Raw genomic sequence first — 20,885 nt, 5'->3', positions numbered from 1 at the left:
CTTGAAGGTATGAGAGTCGAGCAGTACTGCCTTGCGACTCAGCTGGTGTTTATTGTCAGGAGCATGTCATGACCATCGCAACCGTTCTTTCCATCACCGGTCAGGCTTGGGCGCGTGACGCCGATGGCCAGCTGCGTGAACTCAGCGTCGGCGACAGCCTTCAGGAAGGCGAGACCCTCGTCACCTCGGACTCTGGTCGAGTGGTGCTCGATTTCGGTGACAACCTCGAGCCGACGACGATCGGGGAAGGCCGGGAGGTCGTCATGACACCGGAGCTCGCCAGCGATGCACCGGTCGAGGCGGCCGATGCCAGTGCCCAGGATGCCGACCTGGAGGCCCTGCTGACAGCCATCGACGAGGGCCAGGGAGACCTGCTGGAGGATCTGGACGCGACCGCGGCCGGGGCGGGGGCCGGTGGTGGCAGCGAGGGAGGGCACAGCTTCGTGCGCCTGGCGCGGATCAGCGAGAGCGTCGATCCGCTGGCCTTCGCCTTCGGCGCCAACTCGCTGGAGGGGGCCGACGAAATCCAGCTCGAGGGCGGCGCCCTGGCAACGGAAGAACCCGATGATGTACCGATAGTGGACACCGCCGACCTCGACGGGGACGGCGACGAGGTCTGGGAATCCGCGTTGCCCGAGGGTAGTGGCGGCGGCAGCCTGACCACTGGCGGCAGCCTGCAGATCGACACCGGCGGTGACACCCTGGCGCTGATCGAGGTGCAGGATGCCGGCGGCACCTGGATCGCCATCAGCGCCGACGCCACCGCCGTACAGGGCGCCTACGGCACGCTGACGGTGAATCCCGACGGCAGCTGGAGCTACACGCTGGACGCCAACACCCTGGACCATGACGGCGCCGGCCTGACGGGCGACGCCGATCAGGTGCAGGACCTGTTCGGCGTGCGGGTGACTGACGACGACGGTGATGTCTCCGCCCCGGCGACCCTGGCCATCGACGTCAACGACGACGGTCCGGTCGCTGCCGATGACGGCGTCGACGGCGAGGTGGCCGAGGAGGGCAGCGTCGAGATCGACGTCTTCGCCAACGACAGCGCCGGGGCCGACAGCGTCGACCTGGCGACCGGTATCGCCGTGGCCAGCGGGCCGAGTCAGGGCAGCGTGGTCTACAACGGCGATGGTACCTTCACCTATACCGCGGCGCCTGGTGCCGAGGGTGCGGACAGCTTCACCTACACCCTGACCGACCGGGAGGGCGACACCACTACGGCCACGGTCACCCTGAGCGTCGCCGCGGACTCCACGCCGACGGTGGCGACCGCCGACCTCAATGAGGACGGCGACGAGGTCTGGGAATCCGCGTTGCCCGAGGGTAGTGGCGGCGGCAGCCTGACCACTGGCGGCAGCCTGCAGATCGACACCGGTGGCGATACGCTCGATCTTATCGAGGTGCAGGATGCAGGCGGCACCTGGATCGCCATCGAGAGCGCCGGGACCTTGGTGCAGGGCGCCTATGGCACCCTGAGCATGGATCCGGACGGCAGCTGGAGCTACACGCTGGACGCCAACACCCTGGACCATGATGACCCGAGTGCCACCGGGGCCGGCGACCAGGTGCAGGACCCGTTCACGGTCCGGGTGACCGACGACGATGGCGATGTCTCCGCTCCGGCGACCCTGGCCATCGACGTCAACGATGATGGCCCGAGCATCACGGCCAGCGTGTCCGATGGCGACGGCGTGACCCTCAACACCCAGGATGCCGAACTCACCGACACTGCCACGGCCAGCTTCGCCGCGGCCTTCACGGTGGCCGGCAGCAGCCATGGCGCCGACGGTGCCGGTGCCACCAGCTGGAACTACGCGCTCGACCTGGCAGTGGCCGAGGGCAGCGACTCGGGGCTGACCAGCGGCGGCGATCCCGTCCATCTCTACCAGGTCGGCGGCGAGGTGGTCGGCGCCACGGCGGCCAGCGCCGGGGCGGTGGCCGACGCCAACACCGTCTTCACCCTGGCGGTGGATGGTGGCGGCAACGTGACCCTGACCCAGCGGGCGGCGGTCGACCATGCGACTGCCGATACCAGCGACTACGCCAGTGACCAGCAGGGGCTGGGCACCGGGCTGGTGAACCTGGTGGGCACGGTGACCATCACCGACAGCGAGGGGGACTCGGCCAGCGACAGCGAGACGCTGGACCTGGGCGGCAATGTCCTGTTCGATGACGCCGGCCCGAGCATCACGGCCAGCGTGTCCGATGGCGACGGCGTGACCCTCAACACCCAGGATGCCGAACTCACCGACACTGCCACGGCCAGCTTCACCGCGGCCTTCACGGTGGCCGGCAGCAGCCATGGCGCCGACGGTGCCGGTGCCACCAGCTGGAACTACGCGCTCGACCTGGCAGTGGCCGAGGGCAGCGACTCGGGGCTGACCAGCGGCGGCGATCCCGTCCATCTCTACCAGGTCGGCGGCGAGGTGGTCGGCGCCACGGCGGCCAGCGCCGGGGCGGTGGCCGACGCCAACACCGTCTTCACCCTGGCGGTGGATGGTGACGGTAACGTGACCCTGACTCAGCGGGCGGCGGTCGACCATGCGACTGCCGATACCAGCGACTACGCCAGTGACCAGCAGGGGCTGGGCACCGGGCTGGTGAACCTGGTGGGCACGGTGACCATCACCGACAGCGAGGGGGACTCGGCCAGCGACAGCGAGACGCTGGACCTGGGCGGCAATGTCCTGTTCGATGACGCCGGCCCGAGCATCACGGCCAGCGTGTCCGATGGCGACGGCGTGACCCTCAACACCCAGGATGCCGAACTCACCGACACTGCCACGGCCAGCTTCGCCGCGGCCTTCACGGTGGCCGGCAGCAGCCATGGCGCCGACGGTGCCGGCACCACCAGCTGGAACTACGCGCTCGACCTGGCAGTGGCCGAGGGCAGCGACTCGGGGCTGACCAGCGGCGGCGATCCCGTCCATCTCTACCAGGTCGGCGGCGAGGTGGTCGGCGCCACGGCGGCCAGCGCCGGGGCGGTGGCCGACGCCAACACCGTCTTCACCCTGGCGGTGGATGGTGACGGTAACGTGACCCTGACTCAGCGGGCGGCGGTCGACCATGCGACTGCCGATACCAGCGACTACGCCAGTGACCAGCAGGGGCTGGGCACCGGGCTGGTGAACCTGGTGGGCACGGTGACCATCACCGACAGCGAGGGGGACTCGGCCAGCGACAGCGAGACGCTGGACCTGGGCGGCAATGTCCTGTTCGATGATGATGGCCCCAGCGTGGTGCCGACCCCGGACTATGTCGCCCCGGCGCTGACCCTGGACGAGTCGCCGCTGTCGGTGGATGGCCTCGCCAGTGCCAGCAGTGACTTCAGCGGGGCCTTCGCCACGACCATCGACTACGGCACCGATGGTGCTGGCGGCGTGACCTACGGCCTGTCGCTGGCCGGCGATGCCCTGGGCTCGGGGCTCTATGCGCTGGGTGCCGACGGGACGGCCGGCGGCGAGATCCAGCTGGCCCGAGACGGTGATGACATCATCGGCCAGCTCGACGGTACCGAGTACTTTCGCATCAGCGTGAATGACAGCGGCACGGTCACCTTCACCCAGAGCGCCAACATCTGGCACGGCGAGGGCGAGGCCGCCCATGATGACCCCGAGAGCCTGGAGGCGGCGAGCGGGACCCTGCTGCTGACCCAGACGGTGACCGATGCCGATGGTGACAGCGCCTCGGCAGCGGTGGACCTGAGCGCCGGCGTCTTCACCATCGAGGATGACGGACCCCGGCCCTTCCTCCCTCAGGCCGCGCATGTCTTGCTGGCGGTCGATGCAGCGGAGGCGACTCAGCAGACCGTGACCCAGCCACTCAACTTCTTGCCGGGGACGGATGGGCTCGGCGATATCGTCTTCAACCTGTCGTTGGTGGATGGCAAGCAGGCTTTCCTCAGCGTCGATGGAGATCAGCTTTACCTTGACAATGAGCCTCTGTTCCTCCGTTACACGGACGGCTCCCACCACAGCATCCAGGCTGTCACCGAGAATGGAGATATCGGCTTCGAGGCCACGATCGATGCCGAGGGCAATGTTACCTACACGATCTTCTCGGGCTCCATCATGACGGACAGCAAGATCACCTCGGTGACCGACCTGAGCGGTATCGGCGGTGGCAATGTCGCCTTCAAGGGGCTGAATATCGGTACCAAACAGGCGATGGACCCGGATGGCACGGATGATGTGCTGGTATCTTCGGAAATCCTGCCTGTGGGGGATACCGATCAGGGGAGCGTCAATAGCACCAGCACAACTCTCGGAGTTGGCCAGGGGGCCGAGATCTCCGACGGCGAGGTCGTACGCTATGACCTGGTCAGCAGTCTTTCGGTTGATGACACTCAGAATGCCGAGTCGTACAGCTTCGATGGCTATCAACAAACTTCGGCCTTTACGCAGGACATCGTCGTCTCCGGTGGCAAGGAAGCCAGCTTCTACCTGCGGATCTATTCCATGGGGTTGGATGAGGCCGCCACGGGCGCCTCGCAATCGCTGGTCTCAGGCACCGGTGGCGATGGGCAGCTGACCTTGACCGCCGGCGAGGTCAAGATCTTTGACGAGAACGGCATCGAGCAGACGGGTCATGTCACCTCCGGCGTTGATGGCTCTGTGCTGGTCGAGGGGCTGCAGGATGGCTGGAGCTTCCAGATCGTCAGTGTCGACACCAGCCTGGACCCCGAGGCGTTCAATGCCGTCGAGATCGAGGGTGTCGAACTGAACGGTGGTGATACCACCAGCTTCAAGCTGGGAGGTTTCAGCTACGGCGAGGAGCCGAGCTTCTCGCCGGTGTCCTTCGAATTGCCGGTCTTAGGCTCGGATGCCGATGGCGATAGTCTCGATGGCCAGGTCGCCATTACCGTCTACCCCGATTCGGAGAGCATCGTGGGGGATAGTCAGGACAATACGCTGTCGGGCACCGGCGAGGATGACACCCTGTTCGGTCTCGAAGGTGCCGATACCCTAGTGGGCGGACAGGGCGATGATGTCCTGGCAGGCGGCCTGGGCGCCGATACCTTCGCCTGGCAGTTCGGCGACAGCGGCGATCAGGGGGTGCCGGGGGGGCCTGCCACCGACCTCGTTACCGACTTCAACCTGAATGAAGCCGACGAAGGCGATGCGCTTCTGCTGAGTGATCTGTTGCAGGGCACCGATGCCGAGTCGGACTTTGCAAACTATCTGCACGCCGTCGACGATGGGCAGGGCAACACCCTGCTGCATGTCAGCACCAGTGGTGCCTTCGAGGAGGCCTTCAACTCGGCCGAGTCGGACCAGGTCATCGCCTTGAACGGCGTCAGCATGGAGGGTGCCGATTCCTCGGCGTTCATCCAGTCCCTGATCGACAGTGGCCAGCTCGACATCGAGTGAGCTGTCGCCGCAAACGCCGCGCCCGACCCTGTCGGGCGCTTTCTTGTGCGTCATGGTCGTGGCTGCCTATGATGCCCACAGTACCCAAGCCCGGGAGCGACCTATGTACATCGAACGCGACGCCCAGGGGCGGATACGGCTCGTCAGTCGCGAGCCCACACCGGAGTGCAGCGAGTACCTCCCGGCGGATTCGCCCGAACTGTTGGCGTTTCTCATGGAAGGGGAGGTCGGCAGGGAGGCGGCGCGTTTCCAGGCAGCGGACCTGGCCTTCGTGCGCGTGCTGGAAGACGTGATCGACCTGCTGATGGACAAGGGCGTGATCCAGTTCACCGAGCTGCCCGAGGCCGCCCAGGAGAAGGTGATGGCGCGTCAGTCGCTGCGTCGTCGCTTGAATGGCCTGCAGCTGGTGTCTTCCGGGGCGGACGACGACGTCATCTGAGCGGTTGCCGTAGCCAGGTAACGCCGGTCCCTTCGGGCCGGCGGCTGGCATGCCGGCTCACAGTGATGACTTGTCGTTCTGACGTATTCCGGGACCGGTGACGCCATCGAGCCCCAATTCGAATAGCGTCAAGGCCTCGTCGCGGCTGGTGACGCCCTCGGCGATGGCCTGGATTCCCAGCGAATGGCAGAGGGTGGCCATGCCGCGCAGGATGGTCTGTTGCTCGTGGCTGTCTGTCACGCCGCCGACCAGACTGTTGTCGATCTTCAGGTAGGCCAGGCCCAGGTCCTGGAGGTCGGCGATATGCGTGAACTCGGCGCCGACGTGCTCGAGCCCCAGCTTGCAGCCCAGCGGGCGCAGCTCCCGGCACAGGGTGCGAAAGCTCGCCAGGTCCTGAATGGCCAGGGTCTCCGGCAGCTCCAGCCACAGCCTGGCGGCCGCGCTGGGCCGGGCATGCAGCCGTGAGCGCAACTCGAGGACGAAGCGTGCATCGCGAATCGATGCGGCCGAGAGGTTGATGCCCACCGCCTGGTCGCGCTGATCGATGTCCTGCAGGGCCGCTTCCACTACTGCCAGGTCCAGCTCCGTCTCGAGGCCCAGACGCGTCACCCAGGGCATGAAGACTCCGCCGGGCTGCCACTGCTGGTCGAGCCGCAGACGCGAGGGGCACTCGTAGTGCAGCAGCTTGCCACCGCTGTCCAGCACCGGGAAGTGCGCCAGGAAGACTCCCTCCTGCATGGCCTGCTGCAGGGCGCTACGCCATTGGGCATGGGTGTGGAACAGGCTCTTCTGCTTGCCATCCTCGATGATGGTGATGCTGTGCTGGCCACGGGCCTCGGCGCTGGAGAGCGCGCCGTCCAGGCTGGCCAGCAGGGTGCCGCGTCGGTCGCCCTGGCAATAGGGACTGATGGCGGCCGGCAGACCGATCATGGCGTCCTCGTCCCGGACCAGAGCCTTGAGACGCTTCACCAGTTCCTGGTGGACGTATTCCGCGTCATCCAGGCCGGGCAGCAGCAAGGCGAAGTCGCTGCCGTTGAGTCGGCCGGCCAGGCCACTGCCATGCACCTGGGCCAGCTGTTCCAGGGTCTCGGTCAGGGCCTTGAGGAGGGCATCGGTATCGGCATGGCCGAGTTGCTCGTTGATCTGCGTCAGTCGGCTGACGCGCACCAGCACCAGGGTACCACTGGCGCGAAAGTCGTGGCTCTCCAGGTGGATCTGCAACTGACTGAGAAAGGCCTCGCGATTCAGCGCCCCGGTCACCGCGTCGTGCTGGAGGCGACGGCGCAGGACATCGAGCTTCTGACTCTCGGTGCCGAGCATGTCGCCCACGGTCTCGGCGAGCTGGTTCATGGCCACGACCACATCGCGCAGCTCGCGGGTCCGTGGCACCTTCGAGGTCGTGAAGCGTCGCATGCCGATGTCGCGCGCCTGGTCCACGACCCGATGCAGTGGCTGGCGGATCGAACGCACCAGCCACCAGCCCAGCAGCAGGCTGAGGCTGCCGGCGAGCAGGAACCATCCGGCCAGCTCCAGGGTGCTTTGCCAGAGAGAGCGGTAGGCGTAGCTGTGCTGGCTCTCCACGCTCAGGGTGGCGAACTGTTGCCAACCATCCTGCACCACGGCGGTTCCGGCAGGCACGTCGAACTCGATCAGCTCGCTGAACCAGTCCGGCACGTCCTCAATGGCCGCATCCGCCTGGCGCTGCTCGATCACCTCGCCGTCGAAATCGCGCAGCTCGATCCGCCGGTAGTAGCCCGTATCGAACTGGGCCGAGACCAGCAGGGCCAGGGTGACGGCATCCTTGGGCATCTGGCTCATGGTCAGCGCCAGGGCGTTGGCGTTGTCGGCATTCTTGATGCGGACTTCCTGTTCGATATAGGCACGGCTCGAGGTCACGCCGATGAACAGGCTGCCGCCGAAGGCCAGCAACAGCAGTCCCACGATGATCAGCCACAGTTGCTTGATGAGCGACATCTCGTTATCCCCCCTGGATGAATCCCTGTAGTCGCATGCGGTCGAGGACGCGTCGCCAGCGCGAGAGCCTGGCGACGGGGTCGGCCCGGGAACGGCTCGAGCCACCGGCCCACAGGCCGCTGCTGTTGAAGCTGAAAAGCGGATCCAGGTCGGTGCGATCCCGGGCGGGCGTGATGGAAGGCACCAGGTTGTCCAGGATCAGTGGCTCGGCGTCCGGCGTCTCGTAATAGCCCAGCACCATATGGGCCTGGGTGATCTGGCTGCGCCCGATCCGGGCCCTCACATAGATCATCCTGAGCTGATCGGTGGGAATGCCGAGCTGCTGCAGGGTGATGTACTTGGCGATGGAAAAGTCCTCGCAGTCCCCTTCGCCGCGGCCCAGGGTTTCCAGGGGCGTGGCCCAGTAGTCTTCCTGTCGCCAGATGAGGCTGTCGTCCAGCCATCGCACGCGGCGGTTGAAGAAGCCGTTGACCTCGCGCAGCTGGCGGTCGAGGTCGGCACCGGCCAGGCGATCGAGCAGGCCGAACCAGTCGTCCAGCACCTCGAGTCCCGACTGGCCGTAGGCGTCTTCCATGCTGCGACGTAGGCGGGGCGCATCGAGGCGTGCCTCGAGTCTCGTCGGCCGCAGTCCCAGGATGCCGCCTAGCGCCAGGCTGCCCATCGACGCCAGAAAGCGTCGACGGCCGAGCGATGCGGGAGCGTGGGTCGAGCGGTCGGCCATGCGGTCTCGCCGATTAATGAGCTTTTGCTCAATTTTAGGTTGCAGGAGGCGCTAATGCGAGCGTATGAGCACGATCAGCCGCGGCCGGGGCCCTGCCACAGGCGTAGCCGACCCACCCACGGGAGGTGGCCGGCGCAGCGGCGCAGCATGTCGGCGGCCTGATCGAGGCTGGCATCCGGTGGCAGGCGGTCGACGTAGAGCGAGACGTCGATACGGTCATCCAGGTAGTGCAGGTCCAGATCGATGCGATGCTGCCAGATGGCCAGCTCGTGCCAGGCATCATCCAACTGCTGCTCCACATCATGGCGCAACGGCAGGCCGGGTCTCAGGCTGTGCGCTGTCTCCCCGGCATCATCTTCGGGATCGATGTGGAAGGTCACGTCGGAGAGGTTCGGAAACGCCTCGCGAAGGCGCCGGGTGACCTCGTTGCCGATCTCGTGGGCCTCGGAGACCGTGACCCGGGGCGGGACCACGACATGCAGGTCGAGGAGCACGTCGCTGCCGAGCTTGCGCGTCCGCAGGTCATGGACACTCCTGACACCGGGCGCCGACTCGGCGGTGTCCTGCAGTGCCGCCCTGTCGGCGTGGGGCAGCGCCGTGTCGATCAGTTCCTGGCTGGAATCCCAGAGCAGCTTGCCGCCCACCTGGCCGACCATGACGCCTACCACGATGGCGGCCACGGCATCCATCCAGCCAAGGCCTGCCTGGGCCGCCACCAGGCCGATCAGGACCACGAGAGTGGAGAGGGCGTCGGAACGGGAATGCCAGGCATTGGCCTCGAGCAGGCGGGAGCCGATGCGCCGGGCGACGCCTAGGGTGTAGTGGTAGATCCACTCCTTGGCGAGCAGGGCGACCAGGGCGATGCCAATGGCCCAACCGCCGGGCGCGGGGACCGGTTCGCCATCCAGCAGGCGGCTCAGGCTGGCCCAGGCGATGCCGCCGGCGACGAAGATCAGCACGCTGCCCAGCCAGAGGGTGGCCAGGGTCTCGATGCGTCCATGGCCATAGGGGTGCTCGCTGTCCGGCGCCTGGCGGCCAAAATGAGTCGCCGCGAGCACGAAGATGTCGGTGACGATATCGGAGAAGGAGTGGATGCCGTCGGCCACCAGCGCTGCCGAACCCACCAGCAGGCCGGTGACGAGCTTGGCCATGCCGACCACGAAGTCCACGACCGCCCCGACGAGGGTGACCTTGTGGGCCTCGCGGGTCTGGCGATCACGGACCTCGGTGGCCGACATGGGGCTCAGCCCCGGGCCGCCCGGCTGCGCACCGGGTTGGCATACTGGGCGAGCCACCAGGCGCGCAGCTCCTCGGGTACCTCGGCGAGGCGGGCCTGGAAGCGGGCGCGGTCGGCGTCGGTCACCTCGCTGAGATCGACCAGCTCGGGCGCATCCCCCAGGGCCTCGAGGGCCAGGTAGTGGCTGGGAAAGAGGTGGTAGCCCTCGAGTACCTGACGGTCGATCTCCTCGGCCACGGCTTCGGGAGTGTCGAAGTCGGCGCTCAGCGGCGTGCCGAATCGCAGGTGGACACGCCCCTTGTGGCCGGTGATGCCGGCGACGATGGAGCTGATGTCCTCGAACTCGCTCTTCTCGTAGTTGCCGCGCTCGTGGACCGCGTACAGCTCGCGGGCCTTCTGGAGGTCGCAGGGGTCGAACTCGTAGCTGATCGACACCGGCACCAGGCGCAGTTCGGCGATGGCCTCACCGAGGCCGGCCTGGCGGTCCTGCCCGCGACGCGCCATGGTCAGCATCTTGATGATCGCCGGGTCGGTGCGGTCGATGCCGTCCTTGGCCCGGCCTTCCCGCTGGGCCATCCAGATCGAGTGGTTGTCCTCGGTAATGGAGTGGCGGATATAGGCGGAGAGTTTCTGGTAGGCGGCCAGCATGGCCCGCTTGCCTCGGGCGCTGCGCGGCACGATGAAGCTCTTGTTGAGCCGCATCAGGTCGGTGACATAGGGCTTCTTCAACAGGTTGTCGCCGATGGCGATGCGCACCGTGTCGCGGCCGGCAAGGTACAGGGCATAGTTGACGAAGGCGGGGTCCAGGGAGATGTCGCGGTGGTTGCCGATAAACAGATAGGCCGCCTGCGGGTCCAGTCGCTCCAGGCCGTCGGCCCGGAAGTCGGTGGTGGAGTTGCGGATCATCCGCTCCATGTAGCTGGCGATGCGGCCCTGGAAGGTCCGCACGCTGGTCACCCCGCGCACCTCGCGACGGATGGCGAAACTGGCCACGGCTCGCGACAGGCGCGGCATGATACGCGCCAGGCGCGGCAGGCGGAAGCGGGTCAGGGCATCCAGCAGCTCAGGGTCGTTGGCAAGGCGCTGCAGGACCTCGGCGACCTCGTCGTCCTGGTAGGGGCGAATCTCGGCCCAGGGATCGTTGTTGTGCATGTCTGGCGTCGTGTTCATGGGCGCGGCGGCGTGCTCGGTCATGCGGGGTCGGCGCTCAGGACGGGCTGGGCGTCGCTGGCGGCACTGGCTTCGCCGCCCAGCCAGGCCAGCAGGCGCTCGATACTCTCGGCCAGGGCCTGGGTCATCAGCAGGAAGTCGGTCTCCAGACGCAGCAGGGCATCTCCGCCGTCATCGGCCTGGCTGGCCTCGTCGATCAGGGCGTCATCGAAGCGCAGCGACTTCACGGCCAGGTCGTCATGCAGCACGAAGGTCAGGCGACCCTCGATGCTCAGGGCCAGCTTGCTGGCCTGGCGGCCGCTCTCCAGCAGTTGCTGAATCTCGTCGCTGTCCAGGTCCACCTGCCGCGCGCGCAGTACCCCGTCGTCGCCCTTGGCCTTGAGTTCCACCTGGTCACCGAGCACCAGGTCGGCGGGGCGTGTGCCGGGGTCGCCGAGCCAGGTGGTCATCGCGCGCATCGGCAGGGTCTGGCTGGCCAGCGGCGTCACCTTGAGGCTGCCCAGGGTCTCGCGCAGCAGGTCGAGGATCTCCTCGGCACGCTTGCGGCTGCTGCTGTTGACGGCGATCAGGTCCCGGCGGCTGTCCCACCACAGGTCGACCTTCTGGCTGCGCACGAAGGCTCGGGGAAGGAGCTCCTCGTAGACCTGTTCCTTGAGAGCAAGCTTCTCCTGGCGCCGAAGCTTGCGGCCCTCGGCGGTCTCGAGGGCGTCCACGCGCTCCTCCACTTCCTCGCGTACCACCGCAGCCGGCAGAATCCGCTCCTGGCGCAAGGCCGTCATCAGGCGCTGGCCCTGCAGGTCATGCAGCAGCTGGGTGCCGGCGCGGCCGGCCGGCGGGCACCAGCCGATGCGGCGCGGCTCACTGCCGCCCAGGGGGCGGAAGGCCTGCTCGCCGAGCGCCTCTTCCAGGGTGGCGGCGTCCAGATCGGGAGCGCCGTGCAGGCGGTAGAGATGCAAGTGCTTGAACCACATGAAGCATTTCCCGGGTGAAAAGGAGGCATATTATGGCGAATGGGAGCCGGGGGTGCCAGCGATGAACCGACTTCAGGGTTAAAACTGCCGTTTGAATGCGGGGCGGTCGCACGCCTAGAATCGCAGCTTCCTCCCCGGACACAGGAGTCCAGTTCCATGGAATCTCGCCAAACCACGGTTTCGCTGCGCGTTCGCGGCTATCACCTCGACGGCTACGGCCACGTCAACAATGCTCGCTACCTGGAGTTCCTCGAAGAAGGGCGCTGGGCCTACTTCGACGAGCGCTCGGCACTGGCCGACGCGGTGCAGCGCAGCGGCGTGGCCTTCGTGGCGGTCAACCTCAATATCGATTATCGGCGTGCGGCGGTGGCCGGCGAGGACCTGGAGGTGGTGACGGGCCTGGCCGAGCTCGGCTCGCGCAGTGCTCGTATGCATCAGGACATTCGCCGGGCGCGGGACGGCAAGCTCGTGGCCAGCGCCGATGTGACCTTCGTGCTGCTGGATGTGCACGCCAACAAGGCGGTGGCGATCGAGGGAGCGCTTCGCGATGCCATGGCGCCCCTGGTCGTTGCGCAATAGCCCGCTGCTTTGCCCCGCCCGGGGTGGTATGATGTGAGGCTGTTATTGCGCGCCATGTCACGGCCACGTGACGCGCCAACCTGTTGCAGTGCAAAGGATTCGACGACCCATGGGTGACATCGCCAGAGAGATTCTGCCAGTCAACATCGAGGACGAGCTCAAGCAGTCGTACCTCGATTACGCGATGAGCGTGATCATCGGCCGTGCGCTGCCCGACGTGCGCGATGGCCTGAAACCGGTGCATCGGCGAGTACTGTTCGCCATGCACGAGCTCGGCAACGACTGGAACAAGGCCTACAAGAAGTCCGCCCGTGTCGTCGGCGATGTCATCGGTAAGTACCATCCTCACGGCGACAGTGCCGTCTATGACACCATCGTGCGCATGGCCCAGGACTTCTCCATGCGTCACGTGCTGGTCGACGGTCAGGGCAACTTCGGCTCCATCGACGGCGACAATGCAGCTGCTATGCGTTACACCGAGGTGCGCATGGCCCGGCTGGCCCACGAGCTGCTCGCCGACCTCGAGAAGGATACCGTCGACTGGGTCGACAACTACGACGGCACCGAGCGGATTCCCGACGTGCTGCCGACCAAGGTGCCGAACCTGCTGATCAACGGCTCCTCGGGGATCGCCGTGGGCATGGCGACCAACATCCCGCCGCACAACATGGTGGAGGTGATCAACGGCTGTCTGGCGCTGATCGACGACTATACGCTCACCGTCGACGACCTGATGGAGCACATCCCCGGACCGGACTTTCCCACCGGGGGCATCATCAACGGCCGTGCCGGCATCCTCGAGGCCTATCGCACCGGCCGGGGCCGCATCTACGTGCGTGCCCGCCACACCATCGAGCATGACGACAAGACCGGCCGTGACCATATCATCGTCACCGAGCTGCCCTACCAGGTGAACAAGGCGCGGCTGATCGAGAAGATCGCCGAGCTGGTCAAGGACAAGAAGATCGAGGGCATCGCCGAGCTGCGCGACGAGTCGGACAAGGACGGCCTGAGGGTCGTCATCGAGGTCAAGCGCGGCGAATCCGGCGAGGTGGTGGTCAACAACCTCTTCGCCCAGACTCAACTGCAGAACGTCTTCGGCATCAACATGGTGGCGCTGGACGGCGGCGAGCCGCGGACCCTCAACCTCAAGGAGGTTCTGGAAGCCTTCGTCCGCCACCGGCGCGAGGTGGTCACCCGGCGTACCCTGTTCGAGCTGAAGAAGGCCCGGGAGCGGGGGCATATCCTCGAGGGCCTCACCGTCGCCATCTCGAACATCGACGAGGTGATCGAGCTGATCAAGGCCTCGCCGTCCGCCGCCGAGGCCAAGGAGAAACTGCTGGCGAGGAGCTGGCCGCCGGGCCAGGTCACCGGCATGCTTGAGCGCGCCGGCGCCACCTCCTGCAAGCCCGAGGATCTCGAGGAGGGCTACGGCCTCGACCAGTCGTCCAGTCAGTATCGGCTGTCGCCGGCCCAGGCTCAGGCCATCCTCGAGCTGCGCCTGCATCGCCTGACCGGCCTCGAGACCGAGAAGCTGCTCGACGAGTACCTGGGCATCCTCAACAAGATCGCCGAGCTCACCGCGATCCTGGCCTCCGCCGACCGCCTGCTGGAGGTGATCCGCGAGGAGCTGATCGCCGTGCGCGACCAGTTCGGCGAGCCCCGCCGCACCGAGATCCAGGCCAGCCACCTTGACCTGTCCATCGAGGACCTGATCGCCGAGGAGGACATGGTGGTCACGGTATCCCGCTCCGGCTACGCCAAGACCCAGCCGCTTTCCGATTATCAGGCCCAGCGGCGCGGGGGGCGCGGCAAGTCGGCCACGGCGATGAAGGACGAGGACATCATCGAGCACCTGCTGGTCGCCTCCACCCACGATACCGTGCTGCTGTTCTCCAATCGCGGCAAGGTCTACTGGCTCAAGGTCTACGAGATGCCGGCGGCGAGCCGGGGTTCCCGGGGCAAGCCGCTGGTCAACCTGCTGCCGCTGGACGAGGGCGAGGCGATCAATGCCATCCTGCCGGTCCATGACTATGACCCGGACAGCTACATCTTCTTCGCCACGGCCAAGGGCACGGTCAAGCGCACCAGCCTCGACCAGTTCTCCCGGCCTCGCAGCGTGGGCCTGATCGCCATCGACCTGGAGGAGGGCGACCGCCTGGTGGGGGCTGCCATCACCAGCGGGTCGGACCATGCCATGCTGCTGTCGTCCAACGGCAAGGCGATCCGCTTCGAGGAAGGCGACGTGCGGGCCATGGGGCGGACCGCTCGGGGGGTGCGTGGCATGCGCCTGGTGGGGGAGGCCGAAGTGATCAGCCTGATCATCCCCCAGAGCCAGCAGATCGATGCCGAGGAGGTGGGCGAAGCTGACGGGGACGCCCCGGTCGAGAGCGGCAACGGGGGGCAGATCTACATCCTGACTGCCAGCGAGAACGGCTACGGCAAGCGCACCCGCCTCGAGGAATTCCCGCTGCGGGGCCGCGGTGGCCAGGGGGTCATCGCCATGCAGACCAGCAGCCGAAACGGCTCCCTGGTGGCGGCCATGCAGGTCTACGCCAGCGACGAGATGATGCTGATCACCGACAAGGGCACCCTGGTGCGGACCCGGGTCGACGAGGTCTCCATCTCGTCGCGCAACACCCAGGGCGTCATGCTGATCCGCCTGGGCGAGGCTGAGTCGCTGGTCAAGACGGTGCGCATCGACGAGCCGGTCGACGACGTCCGGGACGACGCAACGCCGGATGCCATGGGGCCGAACGGCGAGTCCCGAGGTCCCGATGTGACGCCCAACGACGATAACGCCTGAACGGAAACACGACGCTGATGACACGCCATTACAACTTCTGTGCCGGGCCCGCCGCGCTACCGGAGGCGGTGCTGGTCCGGGCCCGGGATGAGCTGCTGGACTATCGGGGGCGTGGCCTCTCGGTGATGGAGATGAGCCATCGCTCGCCGGAGTATGTGGCCATCGCCGAGCAGGCCGAGCGCGACCTGCGCGAGCTGCTGGCCATTCCCGACAACTATCGAGTGCTGTTCACCCAGGGCGGGGCCACCCTGCAGTTCGCCGCGGTACCCTACAACCTGCTGGGGCTCGGCGGGCAGGCCAACTTCCTGCATACCGGCATCTGGGGCAAGAAGGCCATCGCCGAGGCTCGCCACCTGTTCGGCGACGCGCCGGTTGCGGCGTCCAGCGAGGCCGGTGGCCATGCCGCGGTGCCCCGCCAGTCGGACATTGCCTTGACCGAGGATGCCGCCTACCTCCACTACACCGCCAACGAGACCATCGGCGGGCTGGAGTTCGACTACATCCCCGAGGCGGTGCGGCCCGATGGCCGCCAGATCCCGCTGGTCTGCGACATGTCCTCCAGCATCCTCTCCGGACCGCTCGACGTGTCGCGGTTCGGGGTGATCTACGCGGGTGCCCAGAAGAACATCGGCCCGGCCGGGCTCGTCGTGGTGATCGTCCGCGAGGACCTGCTCGACCGCGCCCGCGCCGACATGCCGAGCCTGCTGGGCTATCGGGCGCTGGCCGAGGCCGGCTCCATGGTCAATACCCCGGCCACCTACAGCTGGTACCTCGCCGGTCTGGTCTTCCAGTGGCTCAAGGACGACATCGGCGGCCTGGCGGCGATGGACGCCATCAACAACCGCAAGGCCGAGAAGCTCTACGCCGCCATCGACGGCAGCGAGCTCTACTCGAACCCGATCGCCCGGCGCAATCGCTCGCGGATGAACATTCCCTTCGTGCTGGCCGACGATCGCCTGGACAAGCCCTTCCTGGAGGGGGCCGAGGCCGCCGGTCTGCTCAACCTCAAGGGGCACCGCAGCGTCGGGGGCATGCGGGCGAGCCTCTACAATGCCGTGCCGGAGGCTGCCGTGGACGCCTTGATCGAGTTCATGGGCGACTTCGAGCGGCGCAAGGGCTAAGGAGCGAGGTACGAGGCGCAAGAGACGAGGTACGAGGAGAAAAGGAGAAAGGGGAAGGGGTAAAGGGGCGAGGTGCAAGGATCCGTTCCTTGACCGGCAGGGCATTACCCTGCGCTTCGAACCTCGAACCTCGAACCTCGAACCTCGAACCTCGAACCTCGAACCTCGAACCTCGAACCTCGAACCTCGAACCTCGAACCTCGAACCTCGAACCTCGAACCTCAGCAAGCAAGACACCGGGCCCCGGCCCCGATAAGAAGGGAACCACCGATGAGTGATACCCCCAACAATCTCGAGGCGCTGAGACAGCGCATCGACCAACTCGACAGCGACATCCTGAGGCTGATCAGCGAGCGGGCGGAATGTGCCCGTGGCGTGGCCGAGATCAAGACCCAGGACGATCCTCAGACCGTCTTCTACCGTCCCGAGCGAGAGGCGCAGGTCCTGCGGCGTATCATGGAGCTCAACCACGGGCCCCTGGACAGCGAGGAGATGGCGCGGCTGTTTCGCGAGATCATGTCCGCCTGCCTGGCCCTGGAGCAGCCGATCAAGGTCGCCTACCTGGGGCCGGAAGGCACCTTCACCCAGCAGGCCGCCCTCAAGCATTTCGGCGAGAGTGCTGTCAGCCTGCCCATGGCCGCCATCGACGAGGTGTTCCGCGAGGTAGAGGCGGGCGCCGTGAACTATGGCGTGGTGCCGGTGGAGAACTCCACCGAGGGCGTGATCAATCACACCCTGGATTCCTTCATGGACTCCTCCCTGCGCATCTGCGGCGAGGTCGTGCTGCGCATCCACCATCACCTGCTGGTGTCCGACACCACCCGGCGTGACAAGGTCTCGCGGATCTATTCCCATCCGCAGTCCTTCGCCCAGTGCCGCAAGTGGCTGGATGCCCACTACCCGCAGGCCGAGCGCGTACCGGTGTCGTCCAACGCCGAGGCCGCCCGCCTGGTCAAGACCGAGTGGCACAGCGCCGCCATCGCCGGGGATATGGCGGCCAAGCTCTACGGGTTGACGCGTATCGCCGAGAAGATCGAGGACCGCCCGGACAACTCCACCCGCTTCCTGATCATCGGCAACCAGGACGTGCCCATGTCGGGCGAGGACAAGACCTCGATCGTGGTAGCCATGCGCAATCAGCCTGGCGCCCTGCACGATCTGCTCGAGCCCTTCCACCGTCACCAGATCGACCTGACGCGACTGGAGACCCGGCCGTCGCGCAGTGGGGTGTGGAACTACGTCTTCTTCATCGACTTCAAGGGCCACCACGACGAGCCCCGCGTCGCCGCCATGCTCGAGGAAGTGCGCCTGCGGGCCGCAGAGGTCAAGGTCCTGGGCTCCTATCCCCAGGGCGTGCTCTAGGATGGCACGGCAAGCAACGATCCCCCGAGAATCACGGCTGTTGATCGTCGGGCTCGGGCTGATCGGTGGTTCCCTGGCCGCCGCCCTGCGCCGGTCCGGTTTCGAGGGCGAGCTCCTGGCCTGCGACCCGGACGCCGAGGAGATCGCGCGAGGCGTCGAGATGGGCCTGATCGACCGGGGCGACACCCGCTTGTCGGCGATGCTCGACGGGGTCAGCCTGGTCGTGCTGGCGGTCCCGGTGCTGGCCATGCGCGGCGTGATGGAGGAACTCGCCGCTGCCCTCGGGCGCGCCGCGCCGAACCTCGTGATCACCGATGTGGGCAGCACCAAGTCGGCGATCCGCCAGGCCGCCGAGCAGGCCTTCGGCCGGCTGCCGCCCAACCTGGTGCTGGGACACCCCATCGCCGGTTCCGAGAAGAGCGGCGTGGCGGCCGCCGATCCCGCGCTTTACGTGGGCCACAAGGTCATCCTCACCCCGGCACCGGATACCGATGGCGACGCCTTGGCCAGAGTGCGGGCCCTGTGGTGCGCCGCCGGTGCCGAGGTGCTGGAGATGGACGTGGCCCGCCACGACCAGGTCCTGGCGCGTACCAGCCACCTGCCGCACCTGCTGGCCTTCTCGCTGGTGGATACCCTGGCCCGCCAGGACGAGCGCCTCGAGATCTTTCGCTATGCGGCCGGCGGGTTTCGCGACTTCACGCGCATCGCCGGCAGCGACCCGGTGATGTGGCGCGATATCTTCGTGGCCAACCGTGAGGCGGTGCTGGCGGCGCTCGACGACTTCGAGGCCGGCGTGGCCCGGCTGCGCCGCGCGGTCGAGGCCGGCGATACCGATGCCATGCTGGCGACCTTCGACCGCGCCAGCCACGCTCGGCACTATTTCGATTCCCTGCTCAACCAGACCAGCTATCAGGCGGAATACCAGATGCAAGCACATGGCAAGCTGCGCTACCGGGCCGGTCCCGGGGGCGCCGTGACCGGCCGCATTCGCGTGCCCGGCGACAAGTCGATCTCTCATCGCTCCATCATGCTCGGCGCGCTGGCCGATGGGGTGACCGAGGTGTCCGGCTTTCTCGAGGGGGAAGACAGTCTGGCCACCCTGCAGGCCTTCCGCGAGATGGGCGTGGCCATCGAGGGGCCCCATCAGGGGCGGGTCACCGTCCATGGCGTGGGCCTGCATGGTCTCAAGGCTCCCGCCGGTCCGCTCTACGTGGGCAATGCCGGTACCGCCATGCGCCTGTTCGCCGGGCTGCTGGCCGGCCAGGCCTTCGATACCGAGCTCACTGGCGATGCCTCGCTGACCAAGCGTCCCATGGGGCGTGTCGCCGACCCGCTGCGCGAGATGGGGGCGGTGATCGAGACCACCGAGGGCGGCCGGCCGCCGCTGAAGATCCGCGGCGGTCAGCGCCTCCGGGGCATCGCCTACGACATGCCCATGGCCAGCGCCCAGGTGAAGTCGTGCCTGCTGCTGGCCGGCCTCTATGCCGAGGGCGAGACTCGGGTGCGCGAGCCGGCGCCGACCCGCGACCATACCGAGCGCATGCTGGGGGGCTTCGGCTACCCGGTCGAGCGCGAGGGCGACACCTGTTGGCTGCAGGGGGGAGGCCGGCTCACCGCCGCTCCCATCGACGTGCCCGCCGACATCTCCTCGGCGACCTTCTTCCTGGTGGCGGCGGCGATCACGCCGGGCGCCGACCTGGTGCTCGAGCATGTGGGCATCAATCCTACCCGGATCGGCGTGATCAACATCCTCCAGCTGATGGGCGCCGACCTGCGCCTGGAGAACCCGCGCGAGGTGGGGGGCGAGCCGGTGGCCGACCTGCATATCCGTCATGTGCCGCTCAAGGGCATCGATATTCCCCTCGACCAGGTGCCACTGGCCATCGACGAGTTCCCGGCGCTGTTCGTCGCCGCCGCCAACGCCGAGGGCACGACCCGCCTGCGTGGGGCCGAGGAACTGCGCGTCAAGGAGTCCGACCGTCTCAAGGCCATGGCCGATGGCTTCGCCATCCTGGGCATCGAGCACCAACTCTTCGATGACGGCATCGACATCGTCGGTGGAGGCGGCGAGGCGCCGAACTACACTGGTGGTCGCATCGACAGCCTGGGAGATCACCGCATCGCCATGGCATTCACCGTGGCCGCGCTGCGGGCCTCCGGCGAAATCGTTATCGACGACTGCGCCAATGTCGCCACGTCCTTTCCCGGTTTCGTCACCCTGGCGCGTCGCGTCGGGCTGTCTCTCCAGGAAGAGCAGGAGGCGTCATGAGCGAGGTAGCCCCCGTGCTGACCATCGACGGCCCCGGCGGGGCCGGCAAGGGGACCATCAGCCGCCTGGTGGCCGAGCGTCTGGGCTGGCATCTGCTGGACAGCGGGGCCTTGTACCGGCTGACGGCGCTGGCCGCCGCCAAGCACGAGGTGCCCCTCGACGACGAGATGGCGCTGGCGGGCGTCGCCGCCTCCCTGGACGTGGTGTTTCTCGCCGAGGGGGGCGAGGGGCGTATCCTGCTCGAGGGGGCGGATGCCACTCGGGCGATTCGCACCGAGCAGGTCGGTGATGCCGCCTCCCGGGTGGCCGCATTGCCGGCGGTGCGTGAGGCGCTGCTCAAGCGGCAGCGTGACTTCCGCCAGGCACCGGGACTGGTGGCCGATGGCCGTGACATGGGGACCGTGGTGTTCCGCGATGCGCCGCTGAAGATCTTCCTCACCGCCTCGGCTTCCGAGCGGGCCCGGCGGCGCCACCTGCAGTTGCGGGAGGCCGGGGTCGATGCTAATCTATCGAGTCTTCTAAAGGAGATTCAGGCACGCGATGCACGCGATATGCAACGCAGCGTGGCCCCGCTCGTACCGGCCGATGATGCCGTCGAGCTGGACACCACGAGCCTGACGATACCGGAAGTGGTGGATCGGCTGACGGAGCTGCTGGCCAAGCGTGGCCTGGCACCCGCCTCCTGAAACTCCCTTGCGGCGCCTTCGGCAAGATGTGATGACGTGGTCGGGCACCCCGTTTCCCGTGAGCCCGGCCAGGTCGAACCAGCGCCAACATCCCCGAAGGTAGTCTGAAATGGCCCGCACTCGCTGGTGGTGCGGAGGAGCGGCCCTGCCGCACACAACGTTGATCACGTAGGAA

Annotated in this window: 13 protein-coding genes; 8 read left to right on the top strand and 5 right to left on the bottom strand. The window is 67.1% G+C overall.

Annotated features, from left to right (window positions below; genetic code table 11):
- Nucleotides 1-68 precede the first annotated feature (68 nt).
- Nucleotides 69-5,375: a retention module-containing protein gene (locus EKG36_RS02755; protein ID WP_126480804.1), complete on the top strand. Its 5,307-nt coding sequence runs from the start codon at nucleotides 69-71 to the stop codon at nucleotides 5,373-5,375.
- 103 nt (nucleotides 5,376-5,478) lie between these two features.
- Nucleotides 5,479-5,814 carry a tryptophan synthase subunit beta like protein gene (locus tag EKG36_RS02750; protein WP_126480802.1) on the top strand — a complete coding sequence of 112 codons (336 nt, stop codon included), beginning with the start codon at nucleotides 5,479-5,481 and terminating at the stop codon, nucleotides 5,812-5,814.
- A gap of 57 nt (nucleotides 5,815-5,871) precedes the next feature.
- On the opposite strand, the gene EKG36_RS02745 is transcribed toward EKG36_RS02750, so the two are convergent.
- The 5 genes from EKG36_RS02745 to EKG36_RS02725 all read right to left on the bottom strand — a co-directional run bounded on the left by EKG36_RS02745 (nucleotide 5,872) and on the right by EKG36_RS02725 (nucleotide 11,887).
- Nucleotides 5,872-7,788, bottom strand: coding sequence for an EAL domain-containing protein (locus EKG36_RS02745; protein WP_126480800.1), 1,917 nt, complete (start codon nucleotides 7,786-7,788; stop codon nucleotides 5,872-5,874).
- Between the two features lie 4 nt (nucleotides 7,789-7,792).
- Nucleotides 7,793-8,509, bottom strand: coding sequence for a transglutaminase-like cysteine peptidase (locus EKG36_RS02740; RefSeq protein ID WP_126480798.1), 717 nt, complete (start codon nucleotides 8,507-8,509; stop codon nucleotides 7,793-7,795).
- A gap of 74 nt (nucleotides 8,510-8,583) precedes the next feature.
- Nucleotides 8,584-9,747: a cation diffusion facilitator family transporter gene (locus EKG36_RS02735; protein WP_126480796.1), complete on the bottom strand. Its 1,164-nt coding sequence runs from the start codon at nucleotides 9,745-9,747 to the stop codon at nucleotides 8,584-8,586.
- A 5-nt stretch (nucleotides 9,748-9,752) separates the two neighbouring features.
- Nucleotides 9,753-10,898 (bottom strand): 1-acyl-sn-glycerol-3-phosphate acyltransferase, encoded by a 1,146-nt coding sequence (locus tag EKG36_RS02730; protein WP_246007414.1) that lies wholly within the window; start codon nucleotides 10,896-10,898, stop codon nucleotides 9,753-9,755.
- A 38-nt stretch (nucleotides 10,899-10,936) separates the two neighbouring features.
- Nucleotides 10,937-11,887: a recombination-associated protein RdgC gene (locus EKG36_RS02725; RefSeq protein WP_126480792.1), complete on the bottom strand. Its 951-nt coding sequence runs from the start codon at nucleotides 11,885-11,887 to the stop codon at nucleotides 10,937-10,939.
- A gap of 156 nt (nucleotides 11,888-12,043) precedes the next feature.
- Between EKG36_RS02725 and EKG36_RS02720 the strand changes: the two genes are divergently transcribed.
- The 6 genes from EKG36_RS02720 to cmk all read left to right on the top strand — a co-directional run bounded on the left by EKG36_RS02720 (nucleotide 12,044) and on the right by cmk (nucleotide 20,710).
- A complete protein-coding gene (locus EKG36_RS02720) occupies nucleotides 12,044-12,466 on the top strand; it encodes an acyl-CoA thioesterase (protein ID WP_126480790.1) in 423 nt (140 codons plus the stop codon).
- A 109-nt stretch (nucleotides 12,467-12,575) separates the two neighbouring features.
- Nucleotides 12,576-15,272: a DNA gyrase subunit A gene (gene gyrA / locus EKG36_RS02715; RefSeq protein ID WP_126480788.1), complete on the top strand. Its 2,697-nt coding sequence runs from the start codon at nucleotides 12,576-12,578 to the stop codon at nucleotides 15,270-15,272.
- Between the two features lie 17 nt (nucleotides 15,273-15,289).
- Entirely contained in the window at nucleotides 15,290-16,393 is a 1,104-nt protein-coding gene (gene serC, locus EKG36_RS02710; protein WP_126480786.1) for a 3-phosphoserine/phosphohydroxythreonine transaminase, read from the top strand.
- Between the two features lie 270 nt (nucleotides 16,394-16,663).
- Nucleotides 16,664-17,755 (top strand): prephenate dehydratase, encoded by a 1,092-nt coding sequence (gene pheA / locus EKG36_RS02705; RefSeq protein ID WP_126480784.1) that lies wholly within the window; start codon nucleotides 16,664-16,666, stop codon nucleotides 17,753-17,755.
- A 1-nt stretch (nucleotide 17,756) separates the two neighbouring features.
- The gene (locus tag EKG36_RS02700; protein WP_126480782.1) at nucleotides 17,757-20,024 is read left to right on the top strand and encodes a bifunctional prephenate dehydrogenase/3-phosphoshikimate 1-carboxyvinyltransferase; all 2,268 of its coding nucleotides are present in this window, start codon (nucleotides 17,757-17,759) and stop codon (nucleotides 20,022-20,024) included.
- Nucleotides 20,021-20,710: a (d)CMP kinase gene (cmk, locus tag EKG36_RS02695; RefSeq protein WP_126480780.1), complete on the top strand. Its 690-nt coding sequence runs from the start codon at nucleotides 20,021-20,023 to the stop codon at nucleotides 20,708-20,710. The genes EKG36_RS02700 and cmk overlap by 4 nt, the downstream gene beginning before the upstream one ends.
- The last annotated feature ends 175 nt before the right edge of the window (nucleotides 20,711-20,885 follow it).

It is taken from the genome of Halomonas nitroreducens (assembly GCF_003966155.1).
Classification (GTDB): domain Bacteria; phylum Pseudomonadota; class Gammaproteobacteria; order Pseudomonadales; family Halomonadaceae; genus Halomonas; species Halomonas nitroreducens.
This window is presented reverse-complemented; position numbering and strand designations above follow the sequence as displayed.